Raw genomic sequence first — 26888 nt, forward strand, 5'->3', positions numbered from 1 at the left:
TCATACCTCACTTAAATAAATCTTTGAAGAAGCTTTGTTTCCAGATACGAGCTATTAAAAATACACAAGCAAGCAACAAAAGCAAAGAAACAAATATAGATATCCCTATTGAAGCTGAAACCGGTTGATTGCTTTTGATCGTAAAACTAATCAGTGCAACTGGAATAAACGCGATTAATAAAACAGTAGACAGACCTTTTTTCGTATGAATGAATAAATTCGGCAGTTCATTTTTTTTGACTACCTTTCTTGTTATATAAACCACTAGTTCATCTACTTTAATATCCAATATGTATAGAGCTAATAAAATTCCTGTAAAAACAGGATCTCCGGCAATTAAAAAGTAAGTAAGATGAATCAGTAATACTGGCAATAGAATTAAATAATTATTCATTTGTATATTTTTAATGATATTTTCTTGCAGAGGTGTCTCGGCAGATTTAAGATAAAAAAGAAAATAACCATAAGTCTCCAAGGTCAATAAATTTATAAATGCCATTTTGGTCAGCAAAGTTATTAATAAAAATGACATTAAAACTAACGGATACTGAATGGAACCCACTAATTCGAACATTTCACTTAACAACAAAATCAATGTAAGTAAAACTACTGCAAATATATAAATTTTCGCGTAACGGCGGGAATGAGTTTTTTTGAGAATGTAATTCGTTTGATTTACATTTTTAAATAAGTATGTTAAACATAACAACGTTAAAACGGTTAAGACTGCCATACTACAAAAAGTAATGATATGTCTGAGTGTAAGTTCGAGATCAATGTTGATGATTTTCAATATTTCTTGTAAAACAAAAATAAATAAAATGATTGAAACGGAGTATAGAATTACGCTCATCAAACCTTCTGTAAATTTGAATAACTGCATTTTTGCATACAAAAAAATGAAAATCATGCTGCAGCTTATAACAAATAAAATCAAAAAAGTGACGGGCTTAAGCAACTGCAGACAAATGAGCTGAATGAGGATTAAAGTAAAAAAATGTTTGAAGGTACTGCACAGTATAAAAAATATTGAGGGAAGGAAACCATATATCATTTGAATTTTCTTCGGAAATGAGAACTTTCCTATATTGCGTAATAGTATTAGTTCCAAAAACACCTTCAACATAATAATCTCTAAGCTGTACTTAGAAGTCATATTATTAACTATATCTACCTGTTTAAAATTTACACTTAAAAGAAGGATAATTATTCCTGCTTGAAGAAGGACATACATATAGATCACATATTTGCTAATGTTCTTGAACTCAGGGAATATTTTTTCTGTTTTTTCATGGATTCGGGTTTGATAAACTCTAAATGCGTTTAATAGTATTAGCCCGTAAATGTTTACTTTCATTTTTCACCTCAGTTTATGAAAGAAGGGGAGCTTGGGAGTGCTGGAACACTGCCCAAGCTCCATTAATAGCTAAGTAAAGATTACCATTGAATGAATTGCTTAAGCGTATGTTTTTTCACTGCTTGCCAAATGACTTGGGCAACAACCGCTCCCAGACCAAAACTGGCTATAATTGCCGCTGCTGTTGCTCCCCAACTAACCCACTGAAGGGCAAAATAGATATTCGTTGCCAATCCTTCACTAATGCCGATTGTAACAGCAGCATATTGAAAATTCATAAGAAAAATTGCAGACAGTAAAACGCTGAATGAAACTAGCAGAACTGCTTTTGAATCTTTTCTTAGAATTCCTTTCACGTTATAGCGCTCCCCTTCCACTGGCTTAGTATTGGATAAATTCCTTCAATGCATGTTTCTTAACATAGGACCAAATTGACTGTGCTACGATAGCTCCAAGTCCAAAACTGGCTACAATTGCCGCTGCTGTTGCTCCCCAAGCTACTACATTTAATGCATTATAAAGAAGAGTAGCTGTACTAGCTGACAGACCCAAATTTATAGCAGCAAAATTAAATGCAAATAACAACATGGAACCAAGGACAACAGCAAGGGTCATTCCAACAAAAAGCTTTGAATCTTTTTTCAGGGCTGCATTTACCATTCATATCCCCCCTTTCCTCTAAGATTGATTAGATTTTGTCACATGCTTATATATAAGTCAACCAATTTTTGTTATTTATAAAATTTTAAGACATTTATATAATCTTTAGGGTGGGATTAAAGTCCCGATTTCTTTTTTCACGTTCAAGTATCTAATACGTCATCCCTTTGATCATGTTGTCAAAATTTTGACTAGTGTCCTGGGTGGAGAAGCAATCTATGGAATCCCCCGTCCCGACATTGAAGTATCCTCCCGTCACCTCTTGATACTTGGGGTCCACGACCAAGCGGTCATGATCTCAGCGCCTCTGCGAGGATTACCGATACGAAAAAGCTCCAAAAGACGTTCCAGAACCGATGCGAATCTGAGTTACAACGCTTTGTTGCTTCTGCACGCTCTTTGCTTCTCGCTGTCAGAACAAGGTGAAAATCGCGTTTCGCCAATTCTACGGCTGCAAGCTGTCCAAGACCGCTCGTGGCACCCGTTATGACGACAACCGGTTTTGTCGGCATCATGGCCATTCTCCTTTATATGGTACAATGTTTTTTGGAATGGAAGATAAACAACACCATGCTGACTCAAGAGAACAGTTGGAGCTTGCTCTGGGTAAGCAGCTTAATGCTCTTATCAGCGCTGTACATGCATTAAACGTCAAGGCCGCGGTGCGGTTTGATTCATCCTTGCAGCCCGCCTCCTTCCATATTATTCGCTGGCTTTACTCTTATGGACCAACAAGCGCTGCTTCACTGGCGGATTCAACCGCCATGGACCGCAGCTCCATAAGCCGCCTTGTCAAACAATTGGAAACCCTTGGATACGTAAAAAGAGAGACATCTCCCGATGATGGCCGAGCCATTCTGCTTTCGCTCACAGAGCTCGGGCAGCAACAGAACATTCAGGCTCTCAAAGAAAAAGAGCACATGTTTTTTGAACGGATCTCAGCCTTGAATGATAATCAGCTTCATGAATTCACCCTGATTCTCAGACAACTAAATGGATTTTCGAGTCTTTAGAAGTATGCTATAGGCCTCCCTGCCGACTTGGCCTAAACACACTGTCATGCACAAAAAACGCCACTCCGGTGGCGTTCTCTCGGAATTTATATCCCCCCTTTCTTTTCCAGCAGCTAATAGAATCCAATTGACATTATTAATAGTTGTTAGTTTCGAACGAACGTTCTACACTAAAAGTATTTTCATAGCTAGGAATAATTGGCCCATGGATTGAAAGGAATCGAGAAGCTTGCTGATCATTTTCTTCGTGAAGCAACGCCTATATGACGGATAAGGAGAGAATACGTTGATAAAGCTATTTCATTATAACTGGATGGTAAGAAATGAATGGTTTGAACTGTGCAGACAAGTCCCGGCTGAAGAATTGACCCGTAATCGCATTGGCGGGGCAGGCAGCATGCTGTATACACTTTTACATATTTCAGATGTAGAATACAGCTGGATCCGCGGAATACAAGGCAAGCCAGATATCCAAGTTCAATATGAGAGCTATAAAACATTGGAGCAAGTAAAAAAACTATCCGATTTTTGGATCGAAGAGACGAAGGCGTTCCTTGATACCTGGTCAAATGATTTGGAAAGCGAAATTGTGACCGTCCCATGGACTGAAGGACGTTATGCCAAAGGTGAAATATTACGCCATTTAATCGCTCACGAAATTCATCATATGGGCCAGTTATCCATATGGGCAAGAGAGATTGGAATACAATCCATATCCGCAAATGTAATTGGCAGAGGGTTGTTTACAAAGTGAGGCCACACAAACAATATATTCAATTGACCGTTTTTTTTGAACTGCACCCCAATTGTTAGATACCATCTATCATTGGAGATGTGGTTTGAAGTACGCCCGAACACCCAATCGGGAAAAGAAATTAGAATAGGTCAAACAGCAGACAAATCTTAACATACTGTCAGCCATGTTTTAGGTTTAATTATTTTGCGTTCTTTATTGGAACATCGTTATATTCACACGACTACCAAAAAAAACGTGATACCGAAAAAACACAGGCAATAATTGCGAAAATTAGAGCCAGATTAGATATTATTTTGTTCTTTTTATTTTTCATAAAACTCTTTAAAATGCTGATTTCTTCCTCAAGAATATTTATTTTCTCGTCCTGAGCATTTATTTATCTTACTATGTCATTAGTATTCTCGGTTATTAAGATAAGTTGCTCTTTATGCGAAAGTACCCTGTCTTTGTAAACTGAGTTAATATTGAAAAAAACAAACCAATTGGAGTTGGATGATGAGCTAAATCGTCTAGGTGATGGCTTTTAGCTGAGATGCCCACATTTTTCCCCTTCCATATATTATCACCAGGAATGTGAAATTTACCTTCTAAAAACTTAATAGCTCCATCAAGTCTATTACCCTCATAGCCTTGTGCCTTAACTACTTTCATAACAAAATCATTTGTTATTTGATTACTCCAAGCCTTTCCACGGTCCATGTTGAATTCTCCAACCCAAAACGAATCCACTAATCCCGCAAGAATACCACTACCAACTGCAATCAATTTAATCAATTCCATCTGACTGATTTGTTAGTCTTAGATACACTTCTGAAATCAGGTATTGTGCACTAATTATACCATATAATTACATTCACTGCACTCACTTCCTTTATCCGAAGTTAACTATGTTATAATAGGATGACTACAATTTCAAGCGAGGTGAAGCCGATGAAATGGGGAGAGATTACAGAGTTGCATCCAAGTCGTTTTGTGCTGGTTGAGGCAATCAAGGTAAGCTCCAGCAACCGTGTACGTCAACTAGAGGATATGGCAGTTATTCAAGACTACGATAATCCGCAAGAAGCATGGGGTGGCTATAAAGAACTACACAAGCTCCATCCGACACGAGAGTTGTATGTATTCCATACGAGCAGAAGTGATGTTGAAGTGGTCGAGGAGTTTTTCTCAGGAGTGCGGCAGCGGACATGAAATTAAAATTAAGGCATAGCTTACCCATTGTTTCTCTGACCTTAAATAGAAATGACCACTCTATCATTTTGCATAATGTTCTATTCGATACAGGCTGTGCAGCAACGGTTTTTGACACCGATGCATTAGCTGCAATAGGTATCCACATTGATTTTATAAATGGACGAGCTAAGCGGATGTATGGGGTTGGAGGGACAAGCGAAATATGCTATGAGCAGAAGATTACTGACCTTTGTATTGAAAATATTGCACTAACTGATTTCCCGATTCAGCTCGGCTCGATTCAGGAGCCTTATGGCTTTGACGGAATTGTTGGTATTGATTTTATGATAAGAGCCAAATGCAAAGTGAATTTCGAAACCTTGAATATCGAACTTGAAAAATAGACCAAGCGATGCCATCCATCACTGGACAGCTATCGCCTGGTCTGTTTTGCGCTAGGCGCAGTGAACCTAAATAATGTACTTCCCAAAGAAATCCAAATTTGACCTAAGATTTTTAGTTTGCAATATCCTTTGTTCACTTTTAGCATTTCCAGTAGTCATTAATACGACACAAAAAGCACTTCTATGACTACATCAAGCCATAGAAGTGCCTTCATTAATGTTAGCTATCCATCCCAAAACCTGGAGTGCTACGATAAAAGTGCAGTCGAAAAACACCCTCGTATGAAATAAAATGAAAGCTAACGAGGGGATGAGAAACAATGAATCGGTACGACAAAGCATTTAAAGAAGAAGCAGTAAGATTGAGCGATGAGATTGGACCAAAGAAAGCCGCTGAGCAGTTAGGCGTAGCCTATACCACACCTTGCAGGATTGAAGAAAGCGAAGAACCCTGCACGGCGATGGAGCGCATATCGGGAGCGGGCGCGCTTATGCATCTGCCGATAAGACTGCGCGTGAAATCGAATTAGAAAGAGAAATAGGCGAGTTGCGCAGCGCGAATGAAATTCTCAAGGACGCACTCGGTTTTTCGCAAAAGACCGGAAGCGCTAAAGGCATGCCAGCTCTATGCTTACATCCGTGAACGACGGGATCGATGGACCGTCAAAGAGATGTGCGAAGTACTTGCTGTAGCTTAATGCCTTCCTCCATATACATGATACTGACGATTTTTCCGTAGGGCTCATTTCCATCCGTAAATGCCTGCAGCATACTCATCCCTTTCGAGACAGTTAATCCAGTTAACGGCCCCATGTCATCTACTCTTGTGCATTTAGCCGGCAATCCCAAAAGGGTTCCAAACCCATAGCTTCGCTCGTGATGCGAGGTCTGTTATTATGAACCCATAAGCTGAGACACAAGGAGGCGATAAATAAGTTATACTAAAGCTATGAAGAAACGGTAGAGAACAAATTTTTAACGGGATCTACATCTACAGCCTCTAATAGCACCACGTTCTCTCGGCTGCCCCCATCGTAAGACGTTTATAAAAATAGGCCAACCAGATTAAATCTGGCTGACCTACTACTACGAAAGTGTAAATATCACATTCTATAAAATAAGACTTTCTTTTGAAACTGATTCTTTTCCCTGATACTGGATTAAAATTGGATGTTATGTATATAATCATTAATGAAAAGGAGGCGCTGAATCAATGGAATCGATAGCAACAGGACTAAAGCTATTTGTGCTTATAATAGCTATTTCACTACTCTTTGCTTTGGTAGGTTTTCTAGTCAATAAATATCTAAGTGACTTCTTCAATAAAATAAGAGTAAAAATATTTTCTTCAGTAAAAAAAATTTTCAGAAAAACGGACTGACCATATTGTAGGAGTTTCCGACGTTATTCGTCTCGGCAACATAACTAGGCATTCCTACAGAAAAGATGGAAACGAATGTTACCCATCCAAAAGAGAATCAAACCTAAAGGGACTATTGTTTGCATTGTTCCAAATCATACTTGATTTTTCTTTGACATTTATAGATAATTGGCTACTTAAAAACTTTTCTGGCATGTATCTTAAGCCCTCTTTCGTCAACCCCCATTGTTCTAAGCACAACATTGCTAAATTCCACAATTACCGGGGTTTCTCCTTCTTTCGACATTTACTTTACGCTTTACATATAGAAAATAGAAAAAACTATTCGGTATTTCCGAATAGTTCTTTCTAAATTAACATTATCAAGGCAACCTATAAGCCAAATTTACAGATTCAACAACTACTTATCCAGTTGTCAAGTACACCTTGACTACTCACATCCGCCATCAAAGCCCCACATTTGCCACACAGAGTCTTTCAACGCTTCATCCTGGTTCAATCTCAAAATTCGAACCCCCAATGAATTCAAGGGTTTCAGCCTTTTTAAAATGGGTGCGTTTCAAACCACATCTCCTTGAAAATGCAATTCATTTGCTAAGCATTTCTTTGTCGACAGAATTTCAATCTAAAAAAAGAAGGACCATTTAATCATAGATTTATAGTGTCATCTCTTATATCATTTACAGTAGTAACCATTACGAGATTTTGTTGGAAAACAAAATCAGAGAAATGAGGAGGAAAACGATGCGGAAAAAGAAGCTTTTGGTCAGTGTTACTGCAATCTTGGCAAGCCTTTCATTGCTGCTAAGCAGTACACCTGCTTCTGCAACTGTAACTACTTTTGGCAAATGGGCAAACCGGACACAAACGATGTACGTCCCTTCTTCCAGTGCAAACTTTACGGCCTGGAGCAGCGGCGCTGCAAAATGGAGAACCAATACCAGCTTCAATCTGTCAACTTCCCAGGGCAGCAGCTCGATTTACTATGCTTATGATGTTAAAAACTCAAGCGTAACCTGGGACGGGCTGTGTACCTATACGGTTGCCAATGGCATTATTACGAAAGCCACTATAAATCTGAATACGTATTACACGCAAGACAACAAGTATACAAGCAGCATCAAGGCCGGTCTAACAGGTCATGAAATCGGGCATTCACTGGGATTGAACCATACTTCATTATTGGAGACCAGCTCTATTATGCACCCGTACACTTTTAATAGTAATGGCACTCCTGCAAGGGCACTTAATCCTTCGTCCAGTGATATTGCGGTTGTTAATCAGTTGTATCCAATTCTGCCTGCGGCAGCACCAGATTCAAAAGGCATTGCTTCACAGGAAGACGGAATCTACCTCCACCCCTCCTGGTCCGTTTATTATGAGGACGAAGAAGCACTATCCCAAGCAGCCGAGCTCGTTGTCAAGGGGACCGTTTCTAAAGAAAAGGGAAGCACGCTTAAAACGGGAGATTATCCGGGGTATTCAACCGAGGTTAGTATAACGGTATCAGAAGTAATCAAAGGTGATCCTGCCTGCGTGAATCAACAGATTACAGTTTCCCAAATGGGAGGTACAGACGGAGTAGTCACCGTATACTCGGATTCCTCCACTCATTTAAAGAAAGAACAGGAAGTCGTATTGTTTCTGAAAAAAATTGGTGCAAATACCTTTATTCCTATAAATGAGGATGATGGCATTTTCCTGAATGAAGGCGGCACCTTCTTCAATATTGCCAACAACATCGAGCTGAATTCGATTGAATAATCCTATTATAAAAAGAAATAAATCCCTCTCCGCTTGCAGAGAGGGATTTAAACACCACACCGTAACAATTCTTACATTCATCACGTCCAAATAATAGGAGGCGATGATCATGATTAGAATCATGGCAGTCCTGTTCATTGTTCTGGTGACGAGCGCATGCTCCGGAATCAACGACAAGACAGGAAGTCCGGCAAATAACCAGCCGAAAACTTCACAAGACAAAACCCAATCCCAATCCTCTTTCCCCTACCCTCTGATCGTATGGAATAATCAGCAGTATAAAGCCACAATCGAACTTATTCATGAAGTAGACAGAGAAATAGGTAAAATTCTGAACTATTCAACCGATGAGCCCGCGGACACCCCGGATAACTTTTCGAACTATTTTAAAAAAGGAACCAAGCTTTGGTCAATCAAGAATGTGGATACGAAGCAAGCGATTGCTGTTGAAGTGCGTGAGGGTAAATACCTCAAAGCTGTTTTGCCATAACTTCGCTTTTCTTTGCACATCCACACCATACAAGCTCTGCCCGTTCCCTTATACACTCAACCCCTTCCCTGTTGCCGCTTTATCCTTTCTCTTATCACCCGGCAGCAGGAAACCCATCAAGCCAAGCAGCGGCATAAAGGAGCAGGCCACAATAACGGTCTGAAGACTGGTCAAATCAATCAGCATACCGAGCACCACTGTGCCCAGCGCCCCCATGCCGAAGGCAAGCCCTGTAATAAGTCCGGACACCATTCCTACCTTGCCCGGAAGCATTTCCTGTACGTAAACGACCGTAACCGAAAAGCTGCTATGATTGATCAATCCAATCAGGAACAGCAGCGGATAAGCGGCAATCGCCCCGGCAAAGGGCAATATAATCGCAAACGGGGCGGCACCCAGCAGCGAAAACAAAATGAGATTGCGGCGTCCGAAGCGGTCCGACAACGGTCCGCCGAGCAGTGTCCCGATAATCCCCGCACCCATGTACAAGAAAATATAAATTTGCGACTGGGGAATGGACAATTGGAATTTCTCAATTAAGTAAAAGACAAAATACGTACCGATGCTGGCGGCAAACCAGGAGCGGGCAAAGACAAGAAGCACAACGAGCAGCACCGACTTTTTCACCTGTCCGCTCTGCCTGGCGTCCGCCGCTCTCTTCGCTGGGCGCACGCCAGATTGCAAAAGCAGCTGGGCGCGGTACCATCTGGCCACAAACAATTGGATGATGACGCCAGTTCCGGCAATAATCATGAACCACAAGGCGCCCCGTTGCCCGAACGGAAAAAAGATAAAGGCTGTCATAATCGGCGCCATCGCGCTTCCGATATTGCCCCCGACCTGAAAGATCGACTGGGCCAGCCCTCTGCGCGGCCCTGCCGCCAAATAAGCGATGCGCGCTCCTTCCGGGTGGAACATGGCCGAAGCCACACCAACGAAAACTACAGCACCAAGCGTTGCAAGATAACCCGGTGCGATCCCGATCCCGAGCATTCCGATAAGCGCCATCAGCATTCCGAGAGGCAGGATCAGCGGTGTGGGCCGTTTATCCGCAATCGCTCCGACAAAGGGCTGAATAACGGAAGACGTCACATAGAGAACAAACGTAATCATGCCAAGCTGCGTAAACGTCAGGCCGAGCGATTGCTGGAGTACCGGATACGAGGCCGGAATGACCGCTTGCAGCGAATCATTAATAAGATGGGCCCCGCCGACCAGCCCGAGAATGGGATAAACCGTCTTCAGCTCAGATGCGGGCCGGACCTCATCTTGGGATGATTCCGGCTGAACCGCCGCGCCGGGCTTTGCTATCGTCTTTGATTGTTCGATCGTCGTCAAGGCTTCCCGTTCACCACACTTTGGCTGCCCATAATCCGCCCTGCCGGATCAGCTGGCGAAACGGCTGGGAGGAAAAGGACGATAGCTGGTGTCCGGGCATCAAATAAACAATTCTCCCCAGCCCGTATTCATGCGCCCAGGCCGCAGGCCATTGTTGTCCCTCATGCTCGTATTCAAGCAAAATGGTCGTCTTGTAATGAGGGTACATATCAAAGCGGTAAGGCTCTTCATCGATTTCAAAAGGCTCAATCCCTCTCACAACCGGATGGTCCGGCTCGCAAACGGTAATCGGCAGTGTCGTAAATTCAGGATGTCCTGTGAACCTGGCACCGATCATCGCGCCCAGCTCCTGGCTGCGCTGAAGCGAAATCCCGTTATGAATGACAAGCAGCCCGCCCCCATTCGCCACGTAGGACAACAAGGCGGCTATCTGTTCGGAGGGAAGCGCCACCTGGGAAAACTCCGTATAGGAAATGAACAGTTGATACTCCTGGAGCGCTTCGTGATTCAGCACATTATAATCGTCTGTGCTGTGCACGTCCGCCACATCCTGAAGGCTTGCTTCGATTTGGCGGTCAACCTCTGTAAACGGATGATATTTGGCATCTGAGTAATTGCCTAGTGCGATTGCTTTTATTTTGGACATATTCTTGCTCCCTTCGAGTGGAAATTCGGAATAGAACCCGCCTTTAAGTCTATACTACCACGGCCACGACTGTCCGTCTGTATCCAGATAAGCCGGCTGCTCGGCGAGATAGGCCTTATGCTGCTCCACCAGCGCCATAATCTTCTGTGCGGAATCATCCGGATTAATAGGCGCATTCGTATTCAGCTTGCCGCTCATATAAGACTGCATCCAGCCGGGGTGGAACACCATCACCTGTCCGCCAAGCGGCGTCAGATACCGGTGCAAAATCGATGACTGCATATTGAGGGCTGACTTGGACATACAGTAGCCATAGCCTGCCGTCCGCTCGTTGCGTGATACACTGCCCGCCTCAGAGGAAATATTGACGACCAGCTTATCTGTTCCCTGAAGCAGCAGGCCGAGCAAGCTGTTCGTCACACGCAGCGGACCAAGCGTATTCACATTATAAATCTGCTGCATCGCTTCAAAATCCAGATCCACCGTAACCGGTGCATGGTCCCCGCGGCTGCCGATGCCCGCATTATTGATAATCAGGTCCAGCGTCCTCGTCTTGGATGCAATCATTCTGGCCGCCTTCTTGACACTGGTCTCATCGCCCACATCAATAGGGATCAGCTCCAGCGTATCCGGGTACTTCTCCTTCAGCTCATCCAGGAACGGCCAATCCTCGATATAACGTCCGGCAAATACCTGATATGAATGCTCCAGCAGCCAGTTCGTTAATGAGAAGCCGAGCCCCCTGTCGGCTCCGGTTACAAATACAGTTTTGGTCATCGCTTCTTCGCTCTCCTTATTTGCCTGAATTTTATTCCTTCACAGAACCGAGCGTGATGCCGGTTACAAAATATTTCTGCAAAAACGGGTAGACCAGCAGCACCGGAATCATCGTAATTACGATTTTCGCTGCATTGAAGGTACGCTCGGACAGCTCCAGCAGCGCGCCGAGATCTTCCGATGACATTTCGGACAGCATCGGCGTAATGACCAGCGAGCGGATATAGGTCTGAAGCGGCTGGCGGGTCTGGTCATTAATCAAAATCATTCCGTCGAAGAATGCATTCCAATGGTTGACTATACTGAACAAGGTAACGGTTGCAATTGCCGCAGTCGCCATAGGAATATATACTCTCCACAAGGTTACAAAAGACCCCGCCCCGTCCATCTTCGCCGCCTCCCCGATTTCCTTCGGAATGGCACGGAAGAAGTTCATCAGCAATACCACGTTGAAGACCGGCACCGCCGTCGGCAGCACGAGCGCCCACATCGTATCCATAATGCCGGTCAGCTTGACCGTCATATACCACGGAATCAGTCCGCCGTTGAACATCATCGTGAAGATGAAAATCCACATCAGCTTGTTGCGAGCCGGAAACTCGGACGTTTCCTTGGACAGCGGGTAGGCAGCCAGCACGGTCATGACAAAATTGATTGCGCCCCCAAGCAGCACCCGCTGAATGGATACCCAGAACGATTGAAAAAACCGGTGGTCCTGCAAAATGTACTCATATGGCGTAAGCGTAAACCCGACAGGAATGAAGCTGACCAGTCCTGCAGCCGCGGCGGATTTGTCGCTGAAGGAGAGCGCCACCATATGCCAGATCGGAGCCAGACAGACGATTGTAATGATAATTAGAAACGCGACCAGCAGCATATAAGCCGCTTTTTCCCCGAAGCGTTGTTGCTTGTTAAACATGCCTGCTCCCCTCCTTAGAAAATCCGGTAATTGGCCCATTTATCCGCCAGCTTCCATGAGACGACGACGAGAATGAAGCCGACGACTGATTTTAATGTGCCGACTGCGGTAGCCAGGCCGTACTGATGCTGGGTCAGACCGATCCGGTACACATAGGTGTCAATAATGTCCCCTGAGGCATAGACGGACGGGTTATACAGGTTGAAAATTTGCTCAAATCCGGCATTCATGATTTTTCCGATGCCAAGACAGGCAAGCAGTATAATGGTCGGCGCAATGCCCGGAAGCGTCACGTAACGGAGCTGCTGCAGCTTCGATGCCCCGTCAATCCGCGCCGCTTCGTACAGGCTCGGGTTAATGGCGGTCAGCGCTGCCAGATAGATGACGGCGTTGAAGCCAAACTCCTTCCATACATCACTGCCGATAATGACGACCGGGAACCATGTATTGCTCCCGAGGAAGAAGATCGGGTCCAGGCCAATGCCTGCAAGCAGTGAATTGACAATTCCGTCTGTCGAGAGCAGATTTACCATAACACCGGCCAAAATAACCCACGACATAAAATGCGGCAAATACACAATCGTCTGAATCCACCGCTTCAATGTCACCTGCACAACCTCGTTCAGCATCAAGGCGAAGCCAAGCGGGACAATGAGATTCATAATAATTTTGGATATCGCAATAAAGATCGTATTAAAGAAAATTTGCGAGCTTTCCGGAAGCTGGAACATATAGGTGAAATTGTCCCACCCGATAAACGCCGAGCCGCTCACCCCCTTCCCGGGTATGAAATCCTGAAAGGCGATGACAAGCCCGAGCAGCGGCAGCACCTCATACATCAGCACCAGCAGGATCGGGGGCGCCAGCATGATATAATAGCTCCAAACATGACGGTTTGTTTTCATAGAAGCAGCTCCAATCTTGTCTTTATTCCCCGGACCTTTACTTAACCGCCTCGCGGACCTCACCGGTTACTTCATCCCCGCCAAGCCGCTTCCAGTCCGCCACAAACTGATCGAAGGCATCGAGCGGCTTGCTGCCCATAATGATCTGGACAAAGGTTTCATCCTCGAGCTTTTTCAGATTAACCCATTTGCGGGCCATCGTTGGTGTCTTGCCGTAGAACACTCCGGATACGAGCACCGTATTGTTCTTCGTAATCTCTCTGAAGACAGAAGCGCTGATCATGCTTGACCAGGCAATGACGTCCTTCTTCGGATTTTCGCGGTCATACATCACACGGTCATACATCAGTTTTTCGTGCACCAGCAGCGAATCGTAATCCTTCGTTCCGGCAATGACCTCATCCACACGCCCAATCGCCACTTCCTTCTCATCAAACGGCGCCATCATATGGCCAAGCGGCAGATTAACACGGTTGTACGGCACATTTTGATCCTTATAAAAGCCTTCCCCCCGCGTCTGATCCAAAATGTACTCATGATTCAGAACCCGGATAATCGCCTCCGGCTTGTGAAACTTCTTGCTGATAACCAGATAGCTTGAAGTCGGAGACATCGTGTGTGTCTTGTACTTGCCATTATCATCGAGCGGTACAGCAAGCGGCAGCCATTCCGCCTTCGGATTCAGTCTCACACTATCAGACAGCATCCACCCCGACATCCAGAACGGTCCGAAGAACATGCCGGCTTTGCCGTTAATCACCTTCTCCCTGCCGCTGGACGCTGTCTCGGCTACGAATTCCTTGAAAATAAGACCCTTGCTGTACATCTCCTTCAGCCGTGCCAGCGCTGTCTTCACCTCCGGCTGGATGGAGCCGTATTCCACTTCTCCCGATGCAGTCTGAATCCACATCTCCGGATAAGCATCAAAGTAGCTGAAAATCGTATCAAAACCAAAAATGCTGTTCCCCACATTGACAATATCCTGCTGGCCCATCAGGCCGATCGTATTGTTCTTGCCGTTGCCGCCGGGATCACGATCCATGAACGCCTTGGCGACCTCCTCAATGTCACTGAGCGTCTTTGGCTCCGGCAGATTCAGCTCATCAAGCCAGTCCTTGCGGATGAACAGCACATTTTTGGCATCTGCTCCCGGTGCTGAATTTGGAACCGCCATCAACTTGCCGTCGAAGGTTGCCGAGGCCAGACTGAGGTTCTTGGTCGATTCAAAAACGTCGCGAAGCTCCGGCGATATGTTTTTGTCATAGACATCTGTCAAGTCGGCAATCAGATCCGAATCGACAAGCAGCTTGAGCTGCGCTTCATTAACCACCATGACATCGGGAATATCGCCGCTTGCGATAACCAGATCGATCTTCTGCTTATAAGGATCGCCATCAGCAGTCTGCCAGATATGTTCGAACTTCACATTCAGCTCGTTTTCGATAAAACGGCTGTATTCATTATTCTCCTGACTTTCTCCGGATGGCAGCCTGACATCCACCGACGAGGCTTTGCCGTAGCGGATCGTTACGGTCTCCCCGAACTTCCCGAACGGCGAGGCCGCTTCTTCCTTGACTGCGGGCTTCTCTTCCCCTGCTCCGGACGGCTTCCCGCCGCCTCCACCGGAGCAGGCCGCCAGACTGATACAAAGCCCTGCGAGCAAAATCGCCTTCAAACTCCCCCGTTTGTAAACCATTGCCCATCCCCTTCCTGCCATTCATAATGTTAGCGTTTACAATCTCAGTATACAGCCAATCTTCGTATTCCCGGGTTAGACTTCTGCTTGCGAAAAGGTACAATCCTGTCGGGATTAGGCGGGATTAAGCAACATTTTTCCACCCTGCCCTGGCAACAAAATTCACCGTTGGCAAGCATAACGTGTCATGCCATATACAAGCCTGCATGGTTATCCCCTGTTATTGCGGTAATCCGAGGGCAGCATCCCGACCTCTGTCTGGAACATGCGGCTAAAATATTTTTCGTCCTTAAACCCTGCCCGCTCGGCGATCAGGTAGATCGGCAGGCTTGTCGTCTCCAGCAGCGTACGCGCCCGGACGAGACGAATCTCCTTCACATATTCATGGAAGCCGACTCCGGCAATATCCTTGAAACACTGGCTGAAATAGCCGCGGCTCATATTGGCCCTCCGGGCAAGCTGCTCCTGGGTAAATTGCAGCTCTGCCTGCTGCTCGATGTACGCCATAATATCCTGAATGCTGCGGACAATATCATCCGCATAGCGGACAGGCCTGGAGGCGGGTGGGCCCCCGGGATTCGCATGGTGATTCCCGCCCTTTTTCCGTTCATGGAACCGCTCTACAATATTCGAGAGCACATCCTCCATGCGGGCATTTTCCAATTGCGTCTTCAAAATATAGTCGATCGCCCCCAGCCTCAGCGCCTCCTGTACGTACTCAAACTCCGGGTAACAGGTCAGCACGACGAACTGTACATGCGGATACTTGACCCGAACCTCCCGGATCAGCTCCATCCCGCTCATCTCCGGCATCATCAGGTCTGTGAACAGCAAGTCTACAGGCTGATGTGCCATCAGCTCCAGCGCCCGCCTGCCATTTGACGCTTCTCCCACAATATCGATGGCGAATTTGGCCCACGGCATAATCGTAATAATCCCCTTGCGGACGAGTGTCTCATCATCCGCGACCAAAGCTCTGATCATCCCCGCTCCTCCTCCTTTTTGCATATGGGCAGCAGCAACTCGATCGTTGTCCCTGCGCCCTTCACGCTCTCGATACGAAGCGATCCCCTGGGGCCATAGTGGCTCTTGATCGTTTTATCCACGTAGTTCAGTCCGATGCCCAGCCCGGAGCTCTTCACCGATCCGGTGAGCAATTGCTGAATTTTCGACTCGTCCATCCCGCTGCCGTTATCCCTTACGACAATCATCAGCTTATCATCCGCATGCCTGACGATCACCTCAATCGAGCCGCCTGAATCGCCGACCCCATGGTATAAGGAATTCTCGACAAGCGGCTGGAGCAAAAAGCGCGGCACAGCATCGTCCAGTGTGCGCTCGTCAATGTCCAGGCGGACATCGTATTGATAATCATAGCGAACCTGCTGGAGCATAATGTACTCCTTCAGCACTTCGATTTCCTCCCGTACCGTCACGATAATGCCGTCTTTGGCCAGATTATAGCTTAATACCTTCGTAAAGCTGGCGATAAAATGGTCAATGTCCGTTTGCCCCTTCATCCGGGCAAGCCATTGCACCGTATTTAACGTATTGTACAGAAAATGCGGATTAATCTGGGCCATCAGCTTGGCAACCTCCGTCTCCCGCTTGACTTGCCCTTCATGTTCCAGCTCTGCGATCAGCTCCCTGATTTTCGTATTCATCCCGTTAAACTGCTCGATAATATAATCGAATTCTGCCAGCCCGCTGCGCGGCAGCTTCTTGTGCAGCTTGTTCGCGGCGACGAGATTGATCCCGTTCTTCATATTCAGCAGCGGCTTGTATACATAATTACGGATCGTAACCGCGATGAGAAAGCTGACAAGCAAGGAAATGCAGATCACAAGAATAAAGGAATACCGCCATTTCACATATTCCTGCTCATAATCCTTCTGGTCGACATAGACAATCAGCCGCCATCCGTGATGGTCTGTCTCCTCAAAGATCCGGTACTGATTGGCGCTTCTGTCCGCGTACACACTGCCATCCGGGAACAAGGCCGGATTTTGCGAGTAGACGATCTTGCCTTCGGGGTCCGTGAGCAGGTGGAAGGCCGCCATGCCGTACTGGGTAGGGCTCATAATGCCCTCGAACAGCTTGAAATTCGTTTCCACGTAAATAATAATGCCTGAGGTTAGCGGCGAGGTGGCTGCGATATCAAATTTACGGCTGATCGAGAACACCATATTTTCATCATTGTAGCGGTAATTCGTCTTGTGGGGCCCATAGTAGTTGGCCCCGTTCGTGCGCGTCAGGACAGGCAGATCAGCAAAATCAAAGTCATCCGCCAGCAGATTGGAGAACAGCACCTCCTCTTTTTTGGTATCGTAGAACATCGTCAAGCCTACAGTCGGGTTGGTAAAATTGAGCAGGTTGATATTGTTCTGCATGTCGGTACGCAGCGCCAGGGAATCCGTCAGGTCGTTCATCTCCAGCAATGCTGCCAAATCCTTGCCGATCAGACCGTTAATCGTAAACTGCTGCGAGGAATAGTCCAGGTAGCTCAAGGTGTTCGACAGGCTATTCGTTACCTGCTGGAGATGGCTCTGCATCCCCTTGTCGATTTTGTTGTCCAGAATGGAGGAAATCGACCAGACGGACAGTCCGCCGATCAGGACCAGCGGAATAATCGAGCAAATCGTCACAAGCAGATAGAGCCTGGCTTTAAGCGAGGAGGTCAGTTTGCCGGAGGTTAAAGGGCGAAATAATGATTTCATAAATGTTAGCGTTTTCATTTTATTGTGCCTCCCTGCTCAAAATGGGCGTCTTCATCAGTCTGCTGCGATCGGTGTAGTACGGGATAACGGATATGCAAGGATTGGTACAGGGAAATTACAGTAAATTCTATGCTGATTCTGAAAATTTATCAAGTGCTGGAGAGAATCCGCTTGGTGTGCTGCCGCAAGAGGGAGTTTTAATTGCATAAGCAAGTGAACAAAAAACAGGCCACCCAGAATGGTGTTCCGGGTGGCCTGTTCATGCAATGCCGTCATAATGACAGCTTCAACATATAAGGTTTATGATTTTGGCTGAATGTAGCCTTCCGCTTTCAGCAGCTCTGCAATCAGGACAGCTCCGCCGGCAGCTCCGCGCAGCGTATTGTGGGACAGACCTACAAATTTATAGTCATAAAGAGAATCCTCGCGCAGACGGCCTGCGGAGATGCCCATGCCCCCCTCAATATCACGGTCCAGCTTCGTCTGAGGACGGTTCTCTTCCTCAAAGTACGTGATGAACTGCTTTGGCGCGCTTGGCAGATTCAACTCCTGTGCGCGGCCCTTGTACTGCTGCCAACGCTCCAAAATTTCTTCCTTGGACGGCTTGTTCTCGAAAGATACGAATACCGTAGCCAGATGGCCATCCGTTACCGGAACGCGGATACATTGCGTTGTAATCAGCGGCGCGCTCGCTTTTACGATCTCGCCGTTCTCCACGCTGCCCCAGATGCGCAGCGGCTCCTGTTCGCTCTTCTCTTCCTCGCCGCCGATATAAGGAATCACGTTGTCAAGCATCTCAGGCCAGTCCGTAAAGTTCTTGCCTGCGCCCGAGATGGCCTGATAAGTAGAAGCGACCACGGTGGTCGGTTTGAATTCCTGCAGGGCACTCAGCATCGGCACATAGCTTTGAATAGAGCAGTTCGGCTTCACCGCGATAAAACCGGTGGAGGTACCGAGACGTTTGCGCTGGGCTTCAATAACTTCCAGATGGCCCGGGTTGATCTCCGGAATGACCATCGGCACATCCGCTGTCCAGCGGTGAGCGGAGTTATTGGATACGACAGGTGTTCCTGTCTTCGCGTATGCTTCCTCCAGCGCCTTGATTTCATCTTTCTTCATATCTACTGCACAGAAGATAAAGTCTACTTCCGCAGCAAATGCTTCAACATTGGATGCGTCCTGTACAACGATGGATTTGATCTCCTCAGGAATCGCTGTACTCAGCTTCCATCTGCCCTGGACGGCTTGCTCGTACGATTTGCCTGCTGATCCGGCACTCGCTGCAATCGCGGTCACTTGGAACCAGGGATGCTGATTCAGCAGCTCAATGAAACGTTGGCCTACCATTCCGGTTCCGCCGACGATGCCTGCTTTTAATTTTTGTGTCATATTGGGATTCCATCCTTTCAAGGTCTAATTATTGTAGTCTTCTCCAACTGCTCATGTGCGTTGGTAGGGTATAAAAAAAATCCCACCCCCAAGACGAATGTCTCAGGGACGAGATTTGTATCCTCGTGGTACCACCCTAAATTTGCTCATATGTCGCCATATCAGCCTCTTCAAGTACGGCACTGCCGCGGCAATGCATATACTCTAGCTCTATAACAGGAGCCCCTGGCACATCACCCTCCCTTAGACGGAATTCCGATGTGCTGCTCAGAGTCTTTCTTCAATAAACAATTCTTTACCCCTTCTCAGCTGCCGGAGCTCTCTGCAAAAGAATTCATTTATCTACTCGTCTCGTCATCGCATTTGCTTATGACAGTTATATTATCAAAAATCACAGAACAGGTAAACAGTAATTTTGAAATTTGGGCAAAATATTGCCTTCTGACAAGGGTAATGCCGCTTAGCGGTTATGTTTTGGATTGATAATTAATGAATAAGTACGGTTTACTCTTTAACATGCCGGCACCGGTCATAACAGGTAAAACTGTATGGCTTGGTATCCTGCCTGATTTTTTTCGGCGTATAGCCGTTTGCTTTCAAGTAGTCCAGCAGTTCATGCAAATATTGGGCCGTCACAGCCTGATCATGCAGAAGCACAATCGGTGTTGTGCCGCTTTGTTCTATATGCTTAATTTGCTTAATTGTCACGTTAATATACTTATGGCTGGATAATGCCCAGTCACTGCTGTCAACGTTCCAGTCCCATAATTTAAAGCCTTGTTCATTCAATACTTTGCGATAGGAGTCCAGCAAATATGGGATGCTGCCGTATGGAGTGCGGATCAGCTCCGTTTTTACCCCTGTGATGCTCTCCAGCGCACTCTGTCCTTTGATCATCTCGTCAAGCGCGGTCTGTTCGGAATGATAAAATTTATTCTTATCATGCGTAACCCCATGCATGCCAACCCCATGTCCTTCCTTGACCATCCGCTTCAGCATCTCCGGGTATTTCTTCATATGGGGCTCCAACATGAAAAACGTCGCTTTTACCTTATACTCCTTTAATATATCCAAAATTTCACCGCTTACGGAGGATGGCCCGTCATCAAAGGTCAAGTAAATGGCTTTCCCGTCATCAACAGCTTCATCATCATCGGCATCCGGATCAATGAGCGGCAGGTTCGGATGTCCGGAATTTGTACCATTGTCAGAACCTGCTGAAGCCGTCTCATCAGGCGGAGTCACCTGTGACCTCGTTCCGGTAATGTGATGATTGCCCCATAAAAGCAGTGAAATAATAATGACAAGTAAAATAATGGCCAAGATGAGTTTCTTCATGATTGTATTCCCCATTTGTCTTCAAAATTCAATAATATTCTGTTGTTGCAGTGCGGATCAGGCATGATTCTCTCCGCCGTCATGTGTTCTGATTTTCCACCCCTTTCCTTTCAGTATATAGACGGTTTATATCATAAGTTAGTTCGAATTGTATTGAACTTGTAAAGAATAAATTTAATAAATGCAAAAAACGCACACCTGTGAGGTGCACGTTATAAATCATTATTGGACATCCGACTGGCATTTATTAAAATCTAGTCATCATTTAATCCTTTTCCACCCAGAATATGCGGCAAATATTTTTCAATCCTCGATTCTCGTGTTTTTGCTTGTTTGGGCTGGGAAAAATGAAGGAGGTATGCTCTTTGCCGTCCTGGCGTCAAGGCTTCAAAAGCCGTTTTCAAGCCGGGGACCTGGTCAAATTTGACTTGCAACTGTTCAGGAATGACGAATTCTGTATTTTTTTTGAACTCAACGTCCAAACCGGATTTTTCCACTTCAATCGCTTGATAAATATAGGATTTCAAAATAGGTTCCATTTCAATGATTTGCTGTACATTGGTGAACCTGATCTGGCGTGCCGCCTGTACATTCTCTGTTTGTTGGATCAGAATTCCATCGGTATCCTTCAACAAGGCACCCTTGTGAAACAAAAGTGCACAGTATTCTTTGAATCCATGGATTAAAACGATGTTTTTATTCCCTAATGTATAACAAGGATGCATCCATTTGAAATCTTCGGTCAGTTCACATTCAAGTACGATTGACCTCAATTTCTCAAATTCTTCTTTCCATTTTTTAGATTTGCTTAAAAATTCATCAACCTTAGGATTCAAGCTGCTACTTGCCATGAAGGTGCTCTCCTTTTAAATCATAAAAAATAAGGTACCGACTATTTTCGGCTCAAAATCAGCGGTTGACACCAACATGGGGAGCGCTGCGAGCAAGAGGGGGCTTCCGATCGCTGTTGTCCTCAGATTTCTTGAATGTAACCGCCACAGCGGTTGAAATCCGGGGTCAAAGGCGAACGTTTCACTTCTCCAGCCTCCCTCTTGCTCTCCGCTAGTCCGACGTTACGCTGTCAAGCACTGATTCTTAGATTGAGCCCTATTTTTTAAAGATGTTTATTTGCCAAATCTGCTTGAATGGCTAGATTATATTATCATGCATCTGCCGTGTGCGAATCATACCATCTAAAAAGAAGGTGTGACAATATTTTGCGATCTGCTGTGAATGAATTCCGCTCAGCATACTGAAGCTAAAATATTGCACGAACCAGATAGCGATTATGGGTAATCGGCAAGCCCTGATTTGTTCCATACTGTTCAAAGACGCTTGCTATTTCGTCCAGCCATTCAGTGGCAGCCCATTTTATAACGGCAGGCTGCTGTCCGAAACAGCACATATGAATCACGTCTACAGGCTTATGAAGATATTCTATTGCCCTAATGCTTTCAATTTCCAGTTCATGGCAACCGCTGTGTTCCAGACGTTTCTTGAAATGATCCAGAATTGGGGTTCCTTCGGAATTCCGCCCGTATAATCCGGGCAACCACTCCGACAATTCCTCCCCTGAACGGTCACCGGGATGCAAGGCAAGCAGACGCCCTCCTTTTCGGAGTACCCGTTTGAGATCCAGATAGGACGAGGTTGGCCCTCTGCGATTATAGGCGCAATCGAATTCTCCGTCATCAAATGGTAATCTGTCCTTTGTGTTCGCAAGTACAAAGGCTGTATTCGGCAGGCAGTTTTGATTTGCTTTTCTGATATACCCCTCGGTCACATCCACCCCGACCATACGCGAGGCAACGGGGCTCCACTGTTTGGCATAATCTCCGTGTCCGCATCCGATATCCAGCACTGTCTGTTCCGGAACCATCATGGCGGCCTCTTGAGTGAATGCGGATTCGCCATTCGGCTCCGAAATTGTTGAATCCCACGAATAATGATAACGCTCCGTAAGCTCTGCAAGTTGTGCATACCATTCAAATGAGTGTGGATTTACCCAATCCTTATGTAGCGCAGGTTCCATTCTTTTATTTGTCATTCCTACCTCCAGAGAATTCGATATGGCTATTTACAGCATCTTCCTTCCCTACCATTGTGCGCTTCCAGCAGATGGATGCGGAGAGACTGGCATTCCCGGATGATCATTTCAATATCATCTCCTGCAGGCACAGCCCATTCCATGCGGCAGAAGTTGCAAGAGTTCTTGCGCCCGGTGGCGTATTTCTGACCCAACAGGTCAGCGAGAGCGACAAGTATAGTGTAAAAGCGGCATTCGGAAGAGGGCAGTCATGGGGAGCTCCTCATGATTCGCTGCAACAACAGTATCTTTCTGAATTAACAGCAGCCGGATTTACGAATATTCAATCCCTGAATTTCAGCGCCCGTGAATATTATGAGACACCGGAGGATCTCATCTTTCTTCTAAAGCATACTCCGATCATTCCGGACTTTTCGCCAAAAAAGCTTAGCTGCCTTGTGTGTATGCAAACCGTCAGGACCTTTCACATGGCGGCCTTGCTCAAAAGTCTTTCACTAAACCTAAATAAATAAAAGCACGGGGAGTACTGCAAACTTGTTGCAGGCTTCCCGTTTTGTGTTTTCCAGCGGCCTGTTGCCGTTCAGAATTGTCTTCTACTTCTTCCGGCCGATGTACAGCAAATGACTGGCAATGCCCAAAATCGACGGATCTTCCGCCATCCCGATCAGCAGATCGGTCATTTGATTTCCCTCGCCCTGCTCCTCCCAATACTGCCTCTGCTCGCTGCTGAGCAAGCCTCCCAGACTGGAGGAGGCGATCACGGTGACGGTGTCAAAACCATGCTGTTCCATAAAAGGCGTGATCTCATTCACATCATAAAAATAGGCGCCAGTGAAGCGGCCCTCATCCTGATGGTTAAATACTCCGTTCTCCCGGAACTGGCGAATCGACGCGATTGTATCATGAGGCTTCCAGTGCCGGGGGTGCTGTAAAGAGGTCAGCGTCATCTTCATCCGCGTCTGTACGGCGACGAAAACAATTCCCCCACGCTTTGTCACGCGATAGAGCTCTTGAACAGCTTTGCTGCGCTCCTCTTCCTTCTGCAAATGATACAGCGGTCCCATCATCAGGGCACCATCGTAGCTGTCATCCGCTATCCCTGTCAAATTCATCGCATTGAGGACATGGAATCCGTTAAATTGCTCCTGCAGGCCAAGCTCGCCAGCTTTCTCCTGTGCAAGCCCGACCAGTCTCGGCGTCAAATCCGTGAGAGTCACCTGGTATCCGCACTTCGCCAGCTCCAGGGCGTACTTTCCGGGTCCGGCTCCATTATCGAGTATTTTGCCGCCAGCGGGTGCATGCTTCCGGATATAGTGCCAATTAATAAGAAATTCGAGCGGCTCCCGCTCCAGCCTTCCCCATTCATCAAATCCTGAATAATACCGGATCACATCGTTCATCTGAATCGTGCCTTTCTGCTGAATTTTGGGATCAACAAGCACAAAAAACCTGTCGCCTGTAAAGAGGCGATAGGTTCTCCTACGCGGTACCACTCTTCTTCATTCACGAATGCTGCATCCCGGGCAGCAGCGAATGATCTCCATGCCTGATTACGGAGGCAGCCGTCAGAGCCTGATGAATTCAGCCCTGCCGCTCATGGGCGAGTTCCGAATCGCTGCAGTCTGTCTCCCACCAACACGACAGCTCTCTGGACAGCAGCCTGAGACGTAATACTCCCAATCATTGCGTTTCATCTATGCATGTAAAATAAAACCAATTATAGTACTCCATAATATACCTGTCAAACATTAATTTGTAATGCTGTCATATAGAATTTTTTTGCCCAACTGCCTGTAAGCGAACAGATCGCAGATGGCAAATTGGTGCATCACAGTTTGGCGTACGTATTTTTGAGTAAAAGCGCATCCTGCTCAACCAGCGGACCCTCTGCAATGATGCATCCCTTAACCTGAAAATCCTTGATGGCCTGCAGGCAGGACTTATAGTTAAAATCACTGTCCAGCACAGGAAGATGGGCGATCTCGCCTTTTGCATTATAACGGATGCCGCCCATATGAATATGCAGGTCATCCAGCGCCGCTCTGCCCAGATGGTCCAGTACGTATTGCAGAATCCCCGCAAAATCCTCATAACTCCTCAGGCTCCCGTTTTCCCTGGCATGAATATGGGCGAAGTCAATGCACAGCTTGCAGGTATCCACTTCCCGGCAGAGCGCGACCAGTTCCTGCAAGGTGCCGAACTGCGTCCCTTTTCCAGTCGTCTCCAGCCTGTAATCGATGCTTCCAGCAGGCAATTTCAACAGGTTGTCTCTGATTGTATGATAAGTCTCGTCTGCGGAATCCTGCAAATAATACCCCGGGTGAAAAATAAGGCTTCGGCCCCCGGCTTTGGACAAGCCCTCAGCCGCGGCTATAATTCTCGCCATGGACTGGTCCTGCTTGGTCTTGTCGTCTGCATTCAGATTTGTGTAATGTGATCCGTGGGCGGACAAATAAATATCATGCTCCTGTGATGCTTGCACAATTGCGTCCTTATTGTTATCCGTGACATTGACGTTTCTCACAAACAGCAGCTCCATGGCATCAAGCCCAATAGATTTGAGATAAGCAATGCCGGCTGCGTAGTTCAATTTTCGCTGGTTGCTAAAGACAGGCAACCCGGAAATACCGAAGATAAGATCATTCATAGGTTATTCTCCATAGCTCTTCTTAATGGAACTTATTGATCCTTTTCGTATGAGCGTATCACGTTGTCCTGGACCATCTCAATGGAAAACTCTGCTGTAAGCTTTTACACTCCATAAAAAGCCAAAGCCGTCCTGCCCCGCTTCTTATAATTCGGGGTTGGACGGCTGTAAACCGTGTTTTACCATCAATTATTTATTGCCGCTTGGCGGTCACATTCACATCATCAAAATATAGCGTCGTCAATCCCTCAAAACCGGAGTCGACACCGATCAGAAGGAACAACTCGCCTTTTGCATTTGCTTTGACTTTTGCATTGTACTCCATATTAACCCGCTGGTAACCATCTTGGCTGGAGTCAGGCTTGGCAATGTTGCCGAGCTTTTTCACATCTGAACCGCCCGCCGACTGATTGCCTTTATCTATATTCATTCTGTAGTATCTGCTTCCACCATCTGAAACGACAATTGGTACTGGCTCCTTATTCAGAATGCCTGCCTTGACGATCACAGCGCTGGCCGGGGAGCCGCCGATCCCCAGGGAACCCTCTTTCTCCTTTGTATACATGGCGAAGCTCATCTTTACCTGATAGATCGTGTTCGGCACAAAGCCATCAACCTTTCGGGAGAGGAACATGAATAAATCGTCGCTGCGGTTATGCCCTTTTAACTTCAAGCCATAATTGGTCTTGTTGTCTTTGCCGACAGGCAGGATCTCCCTGCCATATCCCAGCTCATAGATGTCCGGATTGTAGTCGACCGGGAGATCCGCGAAGCCGGCTTTCCAGCCCTCTTCACTTTTATTGAAATTATAGCCGATCTGAATCGTATTGCGATCACTGGTAATTGTAATGGTCCGGGTTGAGGCGGTCCAGTTCACCTGTGCACCCATCAGCTCTGAGACGCTGCGGACGGGCACGAACAGTGTTCCTCTAACAACTTTAACGGTTGCCGGCAGCTTGATTTTCTCTCCCTTGGCATTAAATGCAATGCTGGAGTTAACGATCAACCTGATTTTACCAAAAGATTGACCACTTAAAGTAGCGGATTGGGTTGCCTCATCCCACTTAATCGATGCCCCAAGCGAATCAGCCACAGCCCGGAGGGGAACCATCGTATTCCCTTGCTGTTCAAACGGTGCTGCGGATAACGTATGCTGCCCGGTATGATTTGTATAAGTAGTCTTATTGATTACGAATTGTACCATGCCCGGCGCTGAAGCCGCATGAGTTTGCGGAAGATGGGCAATTGAAGTTGTTGCAGCCAGCAATACGGCGCAAAGTGCGAGTTTTTTGTTCATGTATATACGTACACCATCCTTTGTTGTCATGCTCTCCAGACGAATAATCAACGGTTAAAGTTGCAAACCTGAGGGCTCGGAGTGAAAAATAGACCAACCGATGCATAACCGGTTAGTCTATTTGTACTATTTATAGGATTACACTCCTGTAAGATTATGATTTTCTTGATGGG

30 protein-coding genes and 2 other annotated features are annotated in these 26888 nt (G+C 46.3%); of the genes, 9 read left to right on the top strand and 21 right to left on the bottom strand.

The features are described from left to right. Positions 1-7 precede the first annotated feature (7 nt). From H583_RS36600 to H583_RS0111095, 4 genes are all read right to left on the bottom strand, one after another. On the bottom strand, positions 8-853 hold the full coding sequence (locus tag H583_RS36600; protein WP_154665861.1) for a hypothetical protein: 846 nt from the start codon (positions 851-853) through the stop codon (positions 8-10). Between the two features lie 584 nt (positions 854-1437). Then, positions 1438-1713, bottom strand: coding sequence for a hypothetical protein (locus tag H583_RS0111085; RefSeq protein WP_028560531.1), 276 nt, complete (start codon positions 1711-1713; stop codon positions 1438-1440). A gap of 25 nt (positions 1714-1738) precedes the next feature. Then, on the bottom strand, positions 1739-2017 hold the full coding sequence (locus H583_RS0111090; RefSeq protein ID WP_028560532.1) for a hypothetical protein: 279 nt from the start codon (positions 2015-2017) through the stop codon (positions 1739-1741). Positions 2018-2307: 290 nt separating this feature from the next. Beyond that, positions 2308-2532 carry an SDR family NAD(P)-dependent oxidoreductase gene (locus H583_RS0111095; RefSeq protein WP_028560533.1) on the bottom strand — a complete coding sequence of 75 codons (225 nt, stop codon included), beginning with the start codon at positions 2530-2532 and terminating at the stop codon, positions 2308-2310. A 36-nt stretch (positions 2533-2568) separates the two neighbouring features. Between H583_RS0111095 and H583_RS0111100 the strand changes: the two genes are divergently transcribed. Both H583_RS0111100 and H583_RS0111105 read left to right on the top strand, forming a co-directional pair. After that, a complete protein-coding gene (locus H583_RS0111100) occupies positions 2569-3030 on the top strand; it encodes a MarR family winged helix-turn-helix transcriptional regulator (protein ID WP_028560534.1) in 462 nt (153 codons plus the stop codon). 286 nt (positions 3031-3316) lie between these two features. Beyond that, positions 3317-3784 carry a DinB family protein gene (locus H583_RS0111105; protein WP_028560535.1) on the top strand — a complete coding sequence of 156 codons (468 nt, stop codon included), beginning with the start codon at positions 3317-3319 and terminating at the stop codon, positions 3782-3784. A gap of 411 nt (positions 3785-4195) precedes the next feature. Here H583_RS0111105 and H583_RS0111110 read toward each other — a convergent pair whose 3' ends face one another. After that, entirely contained in the window at positions 4196-4486 is a 291-nt protein-coding gene (locus H583_RS0111110; protein ID WP_028560536.1) for a hypothetical protein, read from the bottom strand. A gap of 201 nt (positions 4487-4687) precedes the next feature. Between H583_RS0111110 and H583_RS0111115 the strand changes: the two genes are divergently transcribed. The 4 genes from H583_RS0111115 (at position 4688) to H583_RS37175 (ending at position 6745) form a co-directional block, all read left to right on the top strand. Next, on the top strand, positions 4688-4978 hold the full coding sequence (locus H583_RS0111115) for a hypothetical protein (RefSeq protein WP_245585897.1): 291 nt from the start codon (positions 4688-4690) through the stop codon (positions 4976-4978). Continuing rightward, positions 4975-5364 carry a pepsin/retropepsin-like aspartic protease family protein gene (locus H583_RS0111120; protein WP_028560538.1) on the top strand — a complete coding sequence of 130 codons (390 nt, stop codon included), beginning with the start codon at positions 4975-4977 and terminating at the stop codon, positions 5362-5364. Before H583_RS0111115 ends, H583_RS0111120 begins: the two co-directional genes overlap by 4 nt. Positions 5365-5684: 320 nt before the next feature. Next, positions 5685-5894, top strand: coding sequence for a hypothetical protein (locus tag H583_RS32595; protein ID WP_211228331.1), 210 nt, complete (start codon positions 5685-5687; stop codon positions 5892-5894). 683 nt (positions 5895-6577) lie between these two features. Next, positions 6578-6745: a hypothetical protein gene (locus H583_RS37175; protein ID WP_169456483.1), complete on the top strand. Its 168-nt coding sequence runs from the start codon at positions 6578-6580 to the stop codon at positions 6743-6745. Between the two features lie 78 nt (positions 6746-6823). On the opposite strand, the gene H583_RS36605 is transcribed toward H583_RS37175, so the two are convergent. After that, a complete protein-coding gene (locus tag H583_RS36605) occupies positions 6824-7003 on the bottom strand; it encodes a hypothetical protein (protein WP_054709648.1) in 180 nt (59 codons plus the stop codon). Between the two features lie 486 nt (positions 7004-7489). Here H583_RS36605 and H583_RS0111140 point away from each other — a divergent pair, with 486 nt between their 5' ends. Further along, a complete protein-coding gene (locus H583_RS0111140; RefSeq protein ID WP_028560539.1) occupies positions 7490-8509 on the top strand; it encodes a matrixin family metalloprotease in 1020 nt (339 codons plus the stop codon). Between the two features lie 109 nt (positions 8510-8618). Beyond that, positions 8619-8999, top strand: coding sequence for a hypothetical protein (locus H583_RS32600; protein WP_036709252.1), 381 nt, complete (start codon positions 8619-8621; stop codon positions 8997-8999). 48 nt (positions 9000-9047) lie between these two features. On the opposite strand, the gene H583_RS32605 is transcribed toward H583_RS32600, so the two are convergent. The 12 genes from H583_RS32605 to H583_RS0111210 all read right to left on the bottom strand — a co-directional run bounded on the left by H583_RS32605 (position 9048) and on the right by H583_RS0111210 (position 22771). Continuing rightward, entirely contained in the window at positions 9048-10337 is a 1290-nt protein-coding gene (locus H583_RS32605) for an MFS transporter (RefSeq protein ID WP_425414514.1), read from the bottom strand. Positions 10338-10347: 10 nt separating this feature from the next. Beyond that, on the bottom strand, positions 10348-10983 hold the full coding sequence (locus tag H583_RS0111155) for a ThuA domain-containing protein (RefSeq protein ID WP_028560540.1): 636 nt from the start codon (positions 10981-10983) through the stop codon (positions 10348-10350). Between the two features lie 54 nt (positions 10984-11037). Continuing rightward, positions 11038-11760: an SDR family NAD(P)-dependent oxidoreductase gene (locus H583_RS0111160; protein WP_028560541.1), complete on the bottom strand. Its 723-nt coding sequence runs from the start codon at positions 11758-11760 to the stop codon at positions 11038-11040. A 31-nt stretch (positions 11761-11791) separates the two neighbouring features. Beyond that, positions 11792-12679, bottom strand: coding sequence for a carbohydrate ABC transporter permease (locus H583_RS0111165; RefSeq protein ID WP_028560542.1), 888 nt, complete (start codon positions 12677-12679; stop codon positions 11792-11794). A 14-nt stretch (positions 12680-12693) separates the two neighbouring features. Beyond that, on the bottom strand, positions 12694-13584 hold the full coding sequence (locus tag H583_RS0111170) for an ABC transporter permease (protein WP_028560543.1): 891 nt from the start codon (positions 13582-13584) through the stop codon (positions 12694-12696). Between the two features lie 37 nt (positions 13585-13621). After that, positions 13622-15280, bottom strand: a complete 1659-nt coding sequence (locus tag H583_RS0111175; protein ID WP_028560544.1) for an extracellular solute-binding protein — start codon at positions 15278-15280, stop codon at positions 13622-13624. Positions 15281-15490: 210 nt separating this feature from the next. Continuing rightward, complete coding sequence (locus H583_RS0111180) at positions 15491-16264, bottom strand: response regulator transcription factor (protein WP_028560545.1); 774 nt, start codon at positions 16262-16264, stop codon at positions 15491-15493. Next, positions 16261-18015 carry a sensor histidine kinase gene (locus H583_RS0111185; protein ID WP_051236309.1) on the bottom strand — a complete coding sequence of 585 codons (1755 nt, stop codon included), beginning with the start codon at positions 18013-18015 and terminating at the stop codon, positions 16261-16263. Before H583_RS0111185 ends, H583_RS0111180 begins: the two co-directional genes overlap by 4 nt. A 282-nt stretch (positions 18016-18297) precedes the next feature. Beyond that, a complete protein-coding gene (gene asd / locus H583_RS0111195; protein ID WP_028560547.1) occupies positions 18298-19386 on the bottom strand; it encodes an aspartate-semialdehyde dehydrogenase in 1089 nt (362 codons plus the stop codon). 101 nt (positions 19387-19487) lie between these two features. Continuing rightward, positions 19488-19753 (bottom strand) — a binding site (T-box leader). A 137-nt stretch (positions 19754-19890) separates the two neighbouring features. Beyond that, positions 19891-20724, bottom strand: coding sequence for a polysaccharide deacetylase family protein (locus tag H583_RS0111200; RefSeq protein ID WP_028560548.1), 834 nt, complete (start codon positions 20722-20724; stop codon positions 19891-19893). 254 nt (positions 20725-20978) lie between these two features. Next, a complete protein-coding gene (locus tag H583_RS0111205; RefSeq protein ID WP_028560549.1) occupies positions 20979-21575 on the bottom strand; it encodes a YdeI/OmpD-associated family protein in 597 nt (198 codons plus the stop codon). A gap of 407 nt (positions 21576-21982) precedes the next feature. After that, a complete protein-coding gene (locus H583_RS0111210) occupies positions 21983-22771 on the bottom strand; it encodes a methyltransferase domain-containing protein (RefSeq protein ID WP_028560550.1) in 789 nt (262 codons plus the stop codon). Here H583_RS0111210 and H583_RS32610 point away from each other — a divergent pair. Then, positions 22699-23283: a class I SAM-dependent methyltransferase gene (locus H583_RS32610; protein WP_245585899.1), complete on the top strand. Its 585-nt coding sequence runs from the start codon at positions 22699-22701 to the stop codon at positions 23281-23283. The genes H583_RS0111210 and H583_RS32610 overlap by 73 nt on opposite strands. Positions 23284-23364: 81 nt before the next feature. Here H583_RS32610 and H583_RS0111220 read toward each other — a convergent pair whose 3' ends face one another. The 3 genes from H583_RS0111220 to H583_RS35280 form a co-directional block, all read right to left on the bottom strand. Further along, complete coding sequence (locus tag H583_RS0111220) at positions 23365-24171, bottom strand: class I SAM-dependent methyltransferase (RefSeq protein WP_028560551.1); 807 nt, start codon at positions 24169-24171, stop codon at positions 23365-23367. Positions 24172-24230: 59 nt separating this feature from the next. After that, positions 24231-24464: a binding site (T-box leader), on the bottom strand. 135 nt (positions 24465-24599) lie between these two features. Continuing rightward, positions 24600-25418 (bottom strand): TIM barrel protein, encoded by an 819-nt coding sequence (locus tag H583_RS0111225; protein ID WP_028560552.1) that lies wholly within the window; start codon positions 25416-25418, stop codon positions 24600-24602. 193 nt (positions 25419-25611) lie between these two features. After that, the gene (locus tag H583_RS35280; RefSeq protein WP_051236314.1) at positions 25612-26715 is read right to left on the bottom strand and encodes a copper amine oxidase N-terminal domain-containing protein; all 1104 of its coding nucleotides are present in this window, start codon (positions 26713-26715) and stop codon (positions 25612-25614) included. Positions 26716-26888 lie beyond the last annotated feature (173 nt).

Origin of the sequence: Paenibacillus pinihumi DSM 23905 = JCM 16419 (assembly GCF_000422505.1) — a bacterium.
Taxonomy (GTDB): Bacteria; Bacillota; Bacilli; order Paenibacillales; family Paenibacillaceae; genus Paenibacillus_D; species Paenibacillus_D pinihumi.

Bases quoted from the DNA above. Each gene is read 5' to 3' on its own strand.
- H583_RS0111200 (WP_028560548.1), bottom strand. From the start codon at position 20,724: ATGAAGAAACTCATCTTGGCCATTATTTTACTTGTCATTATTATTTCA.
- H583_RS0111110 (WP_028560536.1), bottom strand. From the start codon at position 4,486: ATGGACCGTGGAAAGGCTTGGAGTAATCAAATAACAAATGATTTTGTT.
- H583_RS35280 (WP_051236314.1), bottom strand. From the start codon at position 26,715: ATGAACAAAAAACTCGCACTTTGCGCCGTATTGCTGGCTGCAACAACT.
- H583_RS0111185 (WP_051236309.1), bottom strand. From the start codon at position 18,015: ATGAAAACGCTAACATTTATGAAATCATTATTTCGCCCTTTAACCTCC.
- H583_RS0111225 (WP_028560552.1), bottom strand. From the start codon at position 25,418: ATGAATGATCTTATCTTCGGTATTTCCGGGTTGCCTGTCTTTAGCAAC.
- H583_RS0111090 (WP_028560532.1), bottom strand. From the start codon at position 2,017: ATGGTAAATGCAGCCCTGAAAAAAGATTCAAAGCTTTTTGTTGGAATG.
- H583_RS0111095 (WP_028560533.1), bottom strand. From the start codon at position 2,532: ATGATGCCGACAAAACCGGTTGTCGTCATAACGGGTGCCACGAGCGGT.
- H583_RS37175 (WP_169456483.1), top strand. From the start codon at position 6,578: ATGGAATCGATAGCAACAGGACTAAAGCTATTTGTGCTTATAATAGCT.
- H583_RS0111140 (WP_028560539.1), top strand. From the start codon at position 7,490: ATGCGGAAAAAGAAGCTTTTGGTCAGTGTTACTGCAATCTTGGCAAGC.
- asd (WP_028560547.1), bottom strand. From the start codon at position 19,386: ATGACACAAAAATTAAAAGCAGGCATCGTCGGCGGAACCGGAATGGTA.
- H583_RS0111210 (WP_028560550.1), bottom strand. From the start codon at position 22,771: ATGACAAATAAAAGAATGGAACCTGCGCTACATAAGGATTGGGTAAAT.
- H583_RS0111180 (WP_028560545.1), bottom strand. From the start codon at position 16,264: ATGATCAGAGCTTTGGTCGCGGATGATGAGACACTCGTCCGCAAGGGG.
- H583_RS0111120 (WP_028560538.1), top strand. From the start codon at position 4,975: ATGAAATTAAAATTAAGGCATAGCTTACCCATTGTTTCTCTGACCTTA.
- H583_RS0111175 (WP_028560544.1), bottom strand. From the start codon at position 15,280: ATGGTTTACAAACGGGGGAGTTTGAAGGCGATTTTGCTCGCAGGGCTT.
- H583_RS36600 (WP_154665861.1), bottom strand. From the start codon at position 853: ATGAGCGTAATTCTATACTCCGTTTCAATCATTTTATTTATTTTTGTT.
- H583_RS0111170 (WP_028560543.1), bottom strand. From the start codon at position 13,584: ATGAAAACAAACCGTCATGTTTGGAGCTATTATATCATGCTGGCGCCC.
- H583_RS0111115 (WP_245585897.1), top strand. From the start codon at position 4,688: ATGACTACAATTTCAAGCGAGGTGAAGCCGATGAAATGGGGAGAGATT.
- H583_RS0111165 (WP_028560542.1), bottom strand. From the start codon at position 12,679: ATGTTTAACAAGCAACAACGCTTCGGGGAAAAAGCGGCTTATATGCTG.
- H583_RS0111220 (WP_028560551.1), bottom strand. From the start codon at position 24,171: ATGAACGATGTGATCCGGTATTATTCAGGATTTGATGAATGGGGAAGG.
- H583_RS32600 (WP_036709252.1), top strand. From the start codon at position 8,619: ATGATTAGAATCATGGCAGTCCTGTTCATTGTTCTGGTGACGAGCGCA.
- H583_RS0111155 (WP_028560540.1), bottom strand. From the start codon at position 10,983: ATGTCCAAAATAAAAGCAATCGCACTAGGCAATTACTCAGATGCCAAA.
- H583_RS0111205 (WP_028560549.1), bottom strand. From the start codon at position 21,575: ATGGCAAGTAGCAGCTTGAATCCTAAGGTTGATGAATTTTTAAGCAAA.
- H583_RS0111100 (WP_028560534.1), top strand. From the start codon at position 2,569: ATGGAAGATAAACAACACCATGCTGACTCAAGAGAACAGTTGGAGCTT.
- H583_RS32595 (WP_211228331.1), top strand. From the start codon at position 5,685: ATGAATCGGTACGACAAAGCATTTAAAGAAGAAGCAGTAAGATTGAGC.
- H583_RS0111160 (WP_028560541.1), bottom strand. From the start codon at position 11,760: ATGACCAAAACTGTATTTGTAACCGGAGCCGACAGGGGGCTCGGCTTC.